Source organism: Ruegeria halocynthiae, assembly GCF_900106805.1.
Taxonomy (GTDB): Bacteria; Pseudomonadota; Alphaproteobacteria; order Rhodobacterales; family Rhodobacteraceae; genus Ruegeria; species Ruegeria halocynthiae.
Map to the genome: position 1 here is coordinate 42,439 of NZ_FNNP01000012.1, position 11,964 is coordinate 54,402.

Consider the following 11,964-nt stretch of genomic DNA (forward strand, 5'->3'; position numbering starts at 1 on the left):
CCCATGCGCACGCAGCCAGCCTGAACTTAGCTGCGTGCCGGACCCGGCGGCCGGGACGAATTCCATTTGCTTTGATGCGCGCGGGACCTCGTGCTCGCACAGCATCAAAGCAAATTGGAATCCGTTTGATAAGGACAGCGCCATGAACACCCGCGCAAACCGCCCTGCCATGGGTATCGCCACCGAAACCACGTTTGATAACAAGCGGCTCTACCGCCAGTTTCTAAACAGCTTCAACCAGGATTGCGGCTCCGCCACAGAACAAGCCGCAGCGGCGATCTTCGCCTCGGACGCCAAGGCCGAAGCCAGCCACCCGATCAATGCCGCCCGCAGCGGTGATGGCTACATGCGCGACATCATCGCGCCCATTGCAGAAGCCTTTGAAGGCTGCACCCGCCAGGATTACGTCGTGACCGGTGGTGAATACCTTGGCACCGAATGGGTCACCTCGACCGGCTATTTCCACGGCCACTTCACTCGGCCCCTCTGCGGTATCCCGCCCAGCGGCAAGCTGGCTTTTCTGCGCTATGGTGAATTCCACCGGATGGAAGGTGGAAAGTTTGTCGAAACTTACGTCTTCCTCGGCTTTGCAGAGCTGATCATCGCGCTCGGCCTCTGGCCGCTGGAGTTGAAGGGCTATGAGGGCACCGTTCCCGGTCCCGCAACCCATGACGGCAATGTCATCGGCCCCTCGGACCAGGATCAATCGCGCTTCACTGCCGATCTGGTCGAAGACATGCTGAAACAGCTGGCCACCAAGGATCAGAACTGGCGCCCCTACTGGGACGAGCGCATGATCTGGTACGGCCCTGGCGGGCTGGGATCCTATGCCACAGTCGATGCCTTTGCGGAATTCCAATCCCCCTTCGAAGACACTTTCGAAGGCTGGGGCGACGGCCAGCGCGAAGGCATCTCCGGTGTCGGATCCAACTGCAAGGCGGGTGATGGCAGTTATGCCTTCCTGTGTGGCTGGCCGCAGATCACCGGCGTGCATGTGAAACCCTTCCTGGGGCTGGAGCCTACCGGCAAACGCGTCTTCATGCGCGACTGCGACTGGTGGCGCTGTGCAGACGGGAAGATCATCGAGAATTGGTGCATGCTCGATATCCCGCATGTGCTGATGCAGCTGGGTTACGACCTTTTTGCCGAAATCGCTGTGCAAGCCGCATGAGCGCCTCTGCAAGACATAACGCCGTTGCGCGCCACCCGGCGCTCAACCGGATGCCAAGGGATTTTCTGACGGCGGGGTGAGATTGCCTTCCCGCATAGAAATCGCTTTGGCAACCAACAAAAGGACTAGACAGATGAGAGGCTCCCGCCCCGAACAGGCCGTGCTGACACGCGACACGGACATGAGCAAAACCGAAGATACCCGCCGCGTTATCGAAACGATGGTGGATGGATTGAACGATCACCGCATTGCCGACATTGGCGAGTTCTTTGCCGAAGGATTTCGCTGGCTGGGCAACCAGGGCTGCGGCACCAAGACCGGTCTCAAGGAATTTCAGGAAAACTGGCAACGTCCTTTCCAGGCGGCCTTTTCCGGCAAGACCTGCATTGATGAGGCGCGTCTCTATATGGGCGAATGGGCGGCGGCCTTTGGCCGACAAGAGGCCACCCATTCGGGCGAGTTTCTGGGGATCGCGCCGACCGGAAAGCGGGTCGAGATTCGCTACATGGATTTCTGGAAAGTTGTCGACGGCAAGATTGTCGACAACTGGGTGAATGTCGATTTCGCTCATGTTGCTGCTCAGCTTGGCGTTGACCTGTTCGACGGACAGGGCTGGGAAACATACGACCGGGGGGAACAGATTCCGCCCCGGCCCGAAAACTGAGGATTAGGACAATGGCAATTGAATATCTCAAACGCGGCAAACCAGAGGCTGACCGGGCAGAAGACGATGCCCAGACCCGCGCTGTTGTCGAAGCGACGCTCAAGGACATCGAAACCCGCGGTGACGCCGCCGTGCGCGAACTGTCGGAGAAATTCGACAATTACGCGCCGGAAAGCTTCCGCCTGAGCCAACTGCAGATCGATGCCCTTATCGCATCGCTGACCGAGCGAGAGCTGGCCGACATCAAATTCGCCCAGAAACAGGTGATGAACTTCGCAAAGGCGCAACGAGATTCAATGCTGGATATCGAAGTTGAAACCCTGCCCGGTGTGATCCTGGGGCATAAGAACATCCCGGTGCAGTCGGTTGGCTGCTACGTGCCGGGTGGCAAATTTCCGATGGTGGCTTCGGCGCATATGTCGGTGGCAACCGCCACGGTGGCCGGCGTGCCGCGCATCATCGCCTGCACCCCGCCTTTCAACGGCGAACCCAACGCGGCGGTGATCGCGGCCATGCATCTGGGCGGCGCCCATGAGATCTATGTCATGGGTGGCATCCAGGCGATTGGCGCCATGGCCATTGGCACCGAGACCATCGACCCGGTTCACATGCTGGTGGGGCCAGGCAACGCTTTTGTGGCCGAAGCAAAGCGGCAATTGTTCGGTCGCGTCGGTATCGACCTCTTCGCCGGACCAACCGAGACAATGGTGATCGCGGATGAAACCGCAGCCGATGCCGAGCTTTGCGCCACCGACCTGCTGGGTCAGGCCGAGCATGGCTATAACAGCCCCTGTGTGCTGCTGACCAACTCGCGTAAACTGGCCGAAGAAACACTGATCGAGATCGACCGTATCCTGGGCATCCTGCCCACCGCCGGCACTGCCAAGGTGAGTTGGGATGAATATGGCGAGGTCATCGTCTGCGACGCCTATGACGAGATGTTGCAGGTCGCCGATGAGATTGCCTCGGAACATGTTCAGGTCATGACAGGCCGGGATGACTGGTTCCTGGACAACATGACCTGCTATGGCGCGTTGTTCCTTGGACCACGCACCAACGTGGCCAATGGCGACAAGGTGATTGGCACAAACCACACGCTGCCAACCAAGAAAGCTGGGCGCTATACCGGTGGTCTCTGGGTCGGCAAGTTCATGAAAACCCACAGCTATCAGAAGGTCGTCACCGATGAGGCCGCGACGATGATCGGCGAATACGGCTCGCGCCTTTGTATGCTGGAGGGCTTTGTCGGCCACGCCGAGCAATGCAACATCCGCGTCCGCCGTTACGGGGGCAACAACGTACCCTATGGCGAGGGCGCGCCCTATCGCGAGACAGAGGAACTGTCCTCGTAGCAGGGCAGGGCCAACCACCAAGACACTGTCGCCTGGGTTCCGCCCGGGCGACCCAGAGAAAGAAAGACCTAGCCGGAGCTATGTGAGAATTCGCAATGGATGCACATTCAGCCCACAAAGCCCTGATCGCGCCCCTGCGCGCGGCGATGCATGATTTTGACGCAGCCTCAGTGCGCGCCGCGTTGCGGGCAGTGATTGCCCCTGACGCCGTCATCCACATGGCGCATCCGTTTGGTGATCTGAGCGGGCCGCAGCAGCTATATGACACTTGCTACGCGCCACTCCTTAATGCGATGCCTGATCTCGAGCGCCGGGACTGGATCGTTATGGGTGGCCGAACCGAACATGGCGACGATTGGGTCGGGTGCGGAGGCCATTACTATGGGACCTTTGTTGCGCCGTGGCTGGATATACCACCGACCGGCCATCTGACCCACATGCGGTTTCACGAATTTTATCGGATTGCCGATGGTCAGGTGGTTGAGGCTCAGGCGATCTGGGACATTCCCGAAATCATGATGCAGGCCAAGGCCTGGCCGATGGCCCCGTCTTTGGGGCTGGAGTTTTGTGTGCCCGGACCAGCAACCCAGGACGGCATCGTGCCGGGTCCGTGGGACGGGGCGCGTTCAAAAGCATCGTGCGATCACATCCTCAATATGCTTGAGTACCTCACAAAACACCCCAGCCAGGGAGGGCCCGAAGTGATGGAGATGCACCGCTTTTGGCATCCCCGCATGAACTGGTACGGCCCCTCCGGGATAGGCACCGGGCGCGGCATCGCGGGCTTTCGCAACTGGCACCAGATCCCGTTCCTGAACGGCATGCCCGACCGCGGCAAGAACGTCGAAAATATCACCTATCACTTCTTTGGCGACGCCGAATATGCCGCCGTCACCGGATGGCCGAACATGATCCAGACCGTGACCAATGACGGCTGGATGGGGATTGCACCCTCGGGCAAGAAGATCACCATGCGCAGCCTCGATTTCTGGCGGCTGGAAAATGGCCTTATCCGCGAGAACTGGGTCATGGTCGATCTGCTGGACGCTTACCGGCAATTGGGCGTAGATGTCTTTGCCCGGCTGCGCGAATTCAACAAGGCACGTGTGCCGGGCACGATTCCCTTCCCGATCGGCGAGGTCTGATATGCTCCAATTTCCCAGCACTCCCAGTTTTGACCTGAGCGGCAAGCACGCGCTCGTTGCCGGGGCTTCGTCCGGCATCGGCATGGCCTGCGCCGTAGCACTGGCGGAACATGGTGCTGAGGTCACTCTGGCGGCGCGTCGCACGGATGCGCTGCAGGGTATCGCTGACGAAATGGCTGCTCGGGGATGGGCTGCCAAGGTTCTGGAACTTGATGTTTCGGACGTGGCGGCAACCGCTGAGGCCGTAACGCAGAACGGGCCGTTCGATATTCTGCTGAACTCTGCCGGGCTTGCCCGTCACAGCAAGGTCGTGGACACGCAGCCAGATGATTTCGATGCAGTGGTGGGCGTCAATGTAAAAGGCGCCTATTTCCTGACTCAGGCCGTTGCCAAGGGCCTGCTTGACGCTGGTCGCCCCGGTTCGCTGATCAATATCTCTAGCCAGATGGGTCATGTCGGCGGTCGCGAGCGCGCGGTTTATTGCGCCTCGAAATTTGCGGTCGAGGGTTTCACCAAGGCGATGGCGCTGGAGTTCGGGCCGGCTAAGATCCGGGTTAACACGATTTGCCCCACCTTCATTCTGACCGAGCTGACCAAATCCACCTTCGTCGACCCGGATAAACGGGCTTGGATTCTGGATAAGATAAAACTGGGCCGTGCGGGAGAGATTGAAGACATCATGGGAGCCGTCGTCTATCTGGCCTCGGATGCATCGGCATTAGTGACCGGTACGGCATTGATGGTGGACGGAGGTTGGACAGCAGACTGATGGCGACACACAAGGTTACATCCATGGAAGTCGCCCGCCTTGCTGGCGTCAGCCAGTCGGCGGTCAGCCGGGTGTTTACGCCCGGCGCTTCGGCTTCGAAAAAGACCATCGAAAAAGTGCGCAAAGCGGCCCAGGAACTGGGCTATCGCCCGAATGTACTGGCACGCGCCATGGTCTCGGGCAAAAGCGGCATCATCGGGTTGGTCGTCGCTTATCTAAACAACCAATTCTACCCCGAAGCGCTCGAAAAACTGTCGAACATCTTACAAGAGCGCGGTTACCATGTGTTGGTTTTTATGGCGCCCCAATCGGCGGGCAACATCGACAAGGTGGTTGAAGAGATCCTCGATTTTCAGGTGGATGGCATCATCGCGGCCTCTGTGGCCCTGTCCTCGGACCTGTCTGACCGCTGCCGACTGGCGGGTGTCCCGATGGTGCTGTTTAACCGGGCGCAAGACGACCCCGCCATGTCGGCGGTCACGTCGGACAATATCGCCGGAGGGCGAAAGGCCGCCGAGTTCCTGCTAGCTGGTGGGCATCACAAGATCGGCTATATCGCTGGGTGGGAAGGCGCCTCGACCCAGCGCGATCGCGAGGCGGGCTTTGTAAGGGGCCTGCGGGACGCCGGGGTCGAGCTTCATGCCCGCGAGGTGGGAAACTTTACGACAGAAGAGGCGCGGGACGCGACCCGCCGTATGTTTGCCTCGGACCCGCCCGATGCGGTCTTTGTCGCCAATGACCATATGGCCATCGCGGTGATGGACACGCTCCGGTTCGAATTGGGGTTGAATGTCCCGGGCGACGTTTCGGTCATTGGATATGACGATGTCACGGTCGCCTCATGGCCCGCCTATGATTTGACCACCATTCGGCAACCGGCCAATCGCATGGTCGCCGAAACCGTCAATATTCTGCTGAGCAATATCGAAGACCCGGATGTCGATCCCCGGCGTGTGGAAATCGACGGCCCGCTTATTATTCGCGGTTCAGCCCGCATACCTGAAGGATGGAAAACATGAAGGGATTTGATTCCAAATTTCAGGATTTCCCCGACTATATCATCGGGATCACCAAAGAGATCTGGGAAGATCGCGGCCTCGCCACGCTGCATGGTTATTATGCCCCCGATATCGTTGTGCGGCTGCCCGGATCGGTGTCCGTCGGCAATCAGAACGTCATTGCCGCCACGATGGCCACCCTGGCCGAATTCCCTGATCGTACCCTGTTGGGCGAGGATGTGATCTGGTCGGGAACACCGGAAGAGGGCATGCTGTCGTCGCATCGCATACTTTCAACCGCGACCCATCTGGGCGACGGGGTCTATGGCAAGGCGACCGGGACAAAGCTGGTCTATCGCATCCTTGCCGATTGCCACGCCATCAACAATCAGATCAATGACGAATGGCTGATCCGCGACCAGAGCGCGATCGTGCGGCAGATGGGCTGGGACCCCAAGGAGTATACCCGCGACCTGATTGCGCGCGAGGGCGGGCCAGATGCCTGTGTTCAGCCCCTCACACCTGCAAACGACCAGCCCGGCCCTTACAAAGGCCGTGGCAATGACAATGAATGGGGCCAGAAATACGCCGACATCCTGACCCGGATCATGGGCGCTGATATGGGCGCGCTCAGGGCGGAATATGACCGCGCCGTCCTGTCGGAATATCCCGGTGGTGCAACCGGACATAGCTGGGAGCCGGTAGATCGGTTTTGGATGGGTCTGCGCGCGTCATTCCCAAACGCTGACTTCAAGATCCATCATCAGATCGGTCGGGATGACCCGATGATGCCGCCCCGCGCCGCAATCCGCTGGACGCTGCACGGCAAGCATGACGGCTGGGGCGTTTTCGGCGTGCCGACCGGGGCCGAGGTTTATGTGCTGGGCATCAGCCAGGCGGAATTCGGGCCTTGGGGCCTGCGCCGGGAATTTACCCTGTTTGATGAAACCGCGATCTGGAAACAGATCCTGTTGAAAACCGGCGACCTCTGACATGCCGCATAATTTCTCAAATCTGGATGCCGGGCAGGCGATGCGGCGGTTTCACGCCCACCGAGCCAGCCTGCGCGCCCGGCGGCTGAACAATCGCCCTCCAAGCGGATCGGTTTGACCCCATCAAACCCAACGCAAAAGGAAGAGAGATATGAGTACAATCGAAAGCCGCATCGTCCGTTATGGTGAGCTGAAACCCTGCAAAACCGCCTTTATCGACGCCCATACGCCGGGCTCGGACCAGAAAGAGAATTTTACCATTATCGGAGGCGGCGTCAGCGAAAGCCCGGACCAGCATGTCCATATCACGGACAAGGTCGGGTTCAATATCGGGGCTGCGGGACAACCGCCGAAATGCCGCAACTCGCTGCACAGCCACACCACAGCGGAAGTGTTCTTTGTTGCCAAGGGCCGCTGGCGGTTCTTCTGGGGTCGTTACGGTACCGCAGGTGAGTTCATTGCCGAGGAAGGCGACATTTTCAACATTCCGACCGGCATCTTTCGCGGGTTCGAAAATGTCGGTCAGGACTACGGGATGATCATGTCGATGCTCGGCGGCGACGACGCTGGCGGCGGTGTGACCTGGGCACCGCAAGTCATTCAGGACGCGCAGGCCCATGGCTTGGTGCTGGGCAATAACGGCGTACTTTATGACAGCAAAAGGGGCGAAGAACTGCCGCATAATGTGCAGCCCATGCCGTTGCTGACCGAGAAAGAGCTGAAAGCCTACCCCGAGGTTCCTGTTGATGCGGTGATCGGCAAGTATGTCGCCCGCTACTGGGACCTGATGGCGCTTGCGGCTGACAAACCGGTGGCCGTGATCGGTGAGAATGGCCTGATCGAGGACAAGCCCGGCTTCGAGGTCGATTTCCTGACCCGCGGCTCGGCCGTTGCCGAACAGGTCATGGCGGAAAAACCGGTGGTTCTGATGCCGGCCAGCGGCCATTGGCGTATCAAGATCAATGAGGTCGAGACCACCCTGTCCAACGGTGATACCGCGCTGGTTCTGCCCGGTGAGAGCTACAGCGCCGAGCCGTCGATGACCGGGCAGGCGGGCCTGTATCGAATCACCGCCACCGACGATCCGGCGGGCGCAACCTGGACGGGTGCATAACGCCAAAGTTGCGTCTCCCGAATTCAATCGGGGCATGCTCAGCACATCCTGCGCCTGGTTTCCGGCCCGGCGCAGGAACAAGTTTTGAAGGGAGATGAATACATGACCCGCATTTCAACCACCCATGTGGGAAGCTTGCCGCGCAGTCAGGAGGTCGTGGACTTCATCTTCGCGCGCGAGCGGGAGGAACCGTTTGATCAGGCAGCCTTCGATGCCTGCATGACCGCCGCGGTCTGCGAGACCGTGCGCAAACAGGCCGAGGCCGGGGTTGATATCGTCTCGGACGGTGAGACCTCGAAAATCTCCTACGCCACTTATGTGAAGGACCGCTATACCGGCTTTGATGGGGATAGTCCCCGCAACGCGCCGGCTGATCTCAAAATGTTTCCGGGCTTTTTGCAACGTTTGGCGGATGACGGTGGAACGCCTCAATATGCGCGGCCCATGTGCGTGGGTGAGGTGCGCTCGAAAGGCCAAGATGAACTGCAGAAAGATATTGCCAATCTCAAGGCCGCGATGGCCGAACATGGGGTCAAACGCGGATTCATGAACGCCGCCAGCCCCGGGGTAATTTCTCTGTTTCTGCAAAATGATTTCTATCCAACGCGTGAGGCCTATCTGGCCGCGCTCGCCGATGCGATGAAGGCGGAGTATGAGACCATCGTTGGTGCCGGTCTGGACTTGCAGCTGGATTGCCCGGATCTGGCCCTGTCGCGCCATATGCTGTTCACTGATCTGTCCGACGACGAGTTCGTGAAAATCGCCGATATGCATGTCGAAGCGCTCAACCACGCGCTGCAAAACGTCCCATCCGAAAAAGTGCGTGTGCATATTTGCTGGGGCAATTACGAGGGTCCGCATTGCTGTGACATCGGCATGGACAAGGTGTTTCCAACGCTGATGTCCACCAAATCGCGGTACGTTCTGTTCGAAACCTCGAACCCGCGCCATGCGCATGAATGGACGGTGTTCCGTGACCGTAAGAAAGAAATTCCGGATGACAAGGTCTTGGTGCCCGGCGTGGTCGACACCACGACCAATTTTGTCGAACACCCGGAACTGATCGCGCAGCGTGTCGAGCGGTTTGCGAACATCGTAGGCGCCGAGCGGGTGATAGCGGGGTCGGATTGTGGCTTTGGCACCTTTGCAGGCTTTGGTGCGGTCGACCCGGATATCGCCTATGCCAAGTTGGGCGCGCTTGCCGAAGGGGCCGCCCTGATCAAATGACGCCGCTTATCCTCCTGCCCGGTATGATGTGCGATGCGCGGTTGTTCGCCCCGCAGATTGACGCTCTGTCGGGCAAATACCCGATCCTGTCCGCACCCATCGGCGGACAGGACACAATGCAGGCGCTGGCTGCCGATGTGTTGGCCTACGCGCCTGATCGTTTTGCCATGCTGGGGCTCTCGATGGGCGGTATCGTGGCGATGGAAATCCTGCGACAGGCCCCAGACCGTGTGGCCGGGTTGGCATTGATGGACACGAACCCACTGGCTGAGTTGGACGAGGTCAAGGCCAGACGCGGCCCTCAAATCAATGCCGTCGAACGGGGCAACCTGCGCAAGGTGATGGCCGAAGAGATGAAGCCGAACTATCTGACGGACGGGCCGCGCCGCGCCGCCATTCTGGACTTGTGCATGGATATGGCCACGGATCTTGGGTCGGACGTTTTCATCAATCAATCCAAAGCTCTGCGTGATCGCACTGATCAGACCAACACCCTGGGCAAATTCACCGGCGCAGCACTGATTCTGTGCGGGCGCGACGATGCGCTCTGCCCTGTCTCAAGGCATGAATTGATGCACGATCTGATGCCGCAGAGCCGGTTGGAGATCATCGAAAACGCCGGCCACCTGCCGACTCTGGAACAACCGCAACAAACAACGGCGGCACTGACCCGCTGGCTGGAGATGATATGAACCGATCCCTGCTTGATCTGCTGAAAAATGTTGACACGCCGACTGTTTGCAACGCCATCGAAGTGGCGCAGGGCAAGCGCGGCTTCAATGATTTTAGCCGGGGTACCATGTTGTGCTCTGATCCCGATGCGGGCGCGATGGTGGGATATGCCCGTACCGCGAAGATTGCCGCCGTGAATCCGCCGGCCGAGGCACCTGACGTGATCCGCGCGCGTCGAATGGACTATTATCGCCACATGGCGACGAGTGATGGCCCAGCCGTGACCGTGGTGCAAGATACGGATTACCCGGATTGCGTCGGCGCCTATTGGGGCGAGATCAACACCTCTGTTCACAAGGGTTTTGGCATCAGTGGCGCTTTGACCAATGGCGTAATGCGAGACCTTGGCGACCTACCGAAAGGGTTTCCGGTCGTGGCGGGCTCAGTCGGGCCAAGCCACGGTTTTGTGCACGTGAAAGAGGTCGGAACTCCGGTGACAATCTTCGGTCTGTCAATTAAGGATGGAGACCTTGTACACGCCGACCGGCATGGCGCTCTGGTGATCCCGCCCGAGGTGGTGGACGGCCTTGAACAGGCGATCATAAAGCTGCTTGAAACTGAAAAACTGGTCCTGGACCCCGCACGCGCGCCGGGCTTCGATTTCGAGGCTTTTGAGAAAGCATGGACAGCATTCGAAGCCGCCCGGACATAGGCCAGGGACCGGCTTTGCCCAAAAGATACCACTGTTGGGCCGTGTTGCATAGATCAGTGTCCACTCGGAACACGCCCTACCCGAGACGGATTTCAGGCGGTGCGTTCGAAACTGGGACAGCCAAGTCCAGTCATCCGGTTGAGTACCGGGACGCCAATCCTGACTTCTGCTTTCTGATTTTCGAAGGTGCGCGTCTTAAGCTTAGACCCAATAACTACCTTCCAACGGCCCACAAGAGTTTCACCTCGGCTGCGTTGATTGTAACCAGTGGCTTTTTGCCAGGCCATTCTCCCACGGGCGGCGATCTCGGTGATATGGCCGTCTCGGGCCGTCGGGTCCTGGGCTGCATTGGGGCTCATGATTGCGTTTATTGGCGTTGGAATCGTGTCCTCAATCGTCGATCCGAACCGGGCGGCAAGCAAATCAGATGTTGGTTCTCCATCATAAGCTCCACCTGCCAGAAAGTGAGAGACGGGGCCGTCAACCTGATCCAAGAGAACTGGAAGCGCTGTCGAATCGCCGACGTCATCCTTGGTGAGATCGGAGCAGACGATCTCGCCACTGACAAGATCAAGGCCGAGGTGAAGTTTGCGCCAAGAGCGCCGTTTGCGGCTTGTTTTATGCTTTTGCTCAAGCCACTCGCCCTCGCCGAAGACCTTCAGGCCGGTGCTATCGACAACCAGATGGACCGGGTCGGATCGGTCGGTTTTACGCGTTGCAGGCAAAGTCAGTCCCTTGCCTCGGCGCGAGAGTGTGGAGAATTCCGGCACCGCGATCTCGACACCTAGCAGGGTCGCGATGCTGCGCATGAAGCCTTGGGTCTGACGCAACTGTTGCTTGTAGACAGCGCTCAGGGTCAGGCAGATCTCGATCGCCAGGTCTGAATATGTCCGCTGACCGCCTCGTGTCGTTCGGCGCGGTGCTGACCACAGTCCAAGCGCATCATCGCTGATCCAGACAGTCAGATCACCGCGCCGCCGCAGGCTTTCGTTGTATTCAGTCCAGTTGGTCACCCTATACTTTTGCTTCGGGATCTTCTCACGACGAGCGGCGTTGAACTTGTGCGGCATTTACAGCATCCTCGACGAACAGAACGCATCCGATACCAGCGGGCCGAGGGGTCCATGCAACAACGCCGTCGTTCAGCA

General features: G+C 59.2%; 12 protein-coding genes. 11 read left to right on the top strand and 1 reads right to left on the bottom strand.

Annotated elements, in window-relative coordinates:
- Window positions 1-142 precede the first annotated feature (142 nt).
- The 11 genes from BLU89_RS19045 (at window position 143) to BLU89_RS19095 (ending at window position 10,816) form a co-directional block, all read left to right on the top strand.
- A complete protein-coding gene (locus tag BLU89_RS19045; protein WP_143030621.1) occupies window positions 143-1,171 on the top strand; it encodes a nuclear transport factor 2 family protein in 1,029 nt (342 codons plus the stop codon).
- A 133-nt stretch (window positions 1,172-1,304) separates the two neighbouring features.
- Window positions 1,305-1,835, top strand: a complete 531-nt coding sequence (locus BLU89_RS19050) for an ester cyclase (protein WP_074738995.1) — start codon at window positions 1,305-1,307, stop codon at window positions 1,833-1,835.
- Window positions 1,836-1,846: 11 nt separating this feature from the next.
- A complete protein-coding gene (gene hisD, locus BLU89_RS19055) occupies window positions 1,847-3,187 on the top strand; it encodes a histidinol dehydrogenase (protein WP_074738997.1) in 1,341 nt (446 codons plus the stop codon).
- 95 nt (window positions 3,188-3,282) lie between these two features.
- The gene (locus BLU89_RS19060; RefSeq protein ID WP_083347813.1) at window positions 3,283-4,332 is read left to right on the top strand and encodes an ester cyclase; all 1,050 of its coding nucleotides are present in this window, start codon (window positions 3,283-3,285) and stop codon (window positions 4,330-4,332) included.
- A 1-nt stretch (window position 4,333) separates the two neighbouring features.
- On the top strand, window positions 4,334-5,101 hold the full coding sequence (locus BLU89_RS19065) for an SDR family NAD(P)-dependent oxidoreductase (RefSeq protein WP_074738999.1): 768 nt from the start codon (window positions 4,334-4,336) through the stop codon (window positions 5,099-5,101).
- Window positions 5,101-6,120: a LacI family DNA-binding transcriptional regulator gene (locus BLU89_RS19070; protein WP_074739001.1), complete on the top strand. Its 1,020-nt coding sequence runs from the start codon at window positions 5,101-5,103 to the stop codon at window positions 6,118-6,120. The genes BLU89_RS19065 and BLU89_RS19070 overlap by 1 nt, the downstream gene beginning before the upstream one ends.
- Window positions 6,117-7,091: a nuclear transport factor 2 family protein gene (locus BLU89_RS19075; protein WP_074739003.1), complete on the top strand. Its 975-nt coding sequence runs from the start codon at window positions 6,117-6,119 to the stop codon at window positions 7,089-7,091. Before BLU89_RS19070 ends, BLU89_RS19075 begins: the two co-directional genes overlap by 4 nt.
- A gap of 151 nt (window positions 7,092-7,242) precedes the next feature.
- Window positions 7,243-8,205, top strand: a complete 963-nt coding sequence (locus tag BLU89_RS19080) for a cupin domain-containing protein (protein ID WP_074739005.1) — start codon at window positions 7,243-7,245, stop codon at window positions 8,203-8,205.
- Between the two features lie 102 nt (window positions 8,206-8,307).
- Window positions 8,308-9,432, top strand: coding sequence for a cobalamin-independent methionine synthase II family protein (locus BLU89_RS19085; protein ID WP_074739007.1), 1,125 nt, complete (start codon window positions 8,308-8,310; stop codon window positions 9,430-9,432).
- On the top strand, window positions 9,429-10,124 hold the full coding sequence (locus BLU89_RS19090) for an alpha/beta fold hydrolase (protein WP_074739009.1): 696 nt from the start codon (window positions 9,429-9,431) through the stop codon (window positions 10,122-10,124). Before BLU89_RS19085 ends, BLU89_RS19090 begins: the two co-directional genes overlap by 4 nt.
- A complete protein-coding gene (locus BLU89_RS19095; protein WP_074739011.1) occupies window positions 10,121-10,816 on the top strand; it encodes an RraA family protein in 696 nt (231 codons plus the stop codon). The genes BLU89_RS19090 and BLU89_RS19095 overlap by 4 nt, the downstream gene beginning before the upstream one ends.
- 92 nt (window positions 10,817-10,908) lie before the next feature.
- On the opposite strand, the gene BLU89_RS19100 is transcribed toward BLU89_RS19095, so the two are convergent.
- A complete protein-coding gene (locus BLU89_RS19100) occupies window positions 10,909-11,886 on the bottom strand; it encodes an IS5 family transposase (protein ID WP_074739013.1) in 978 nt (325 codons plus the stop codon).
- Between the last annotated feature and the right edge of the window lie 78 nt (window positions 11,887-11,964).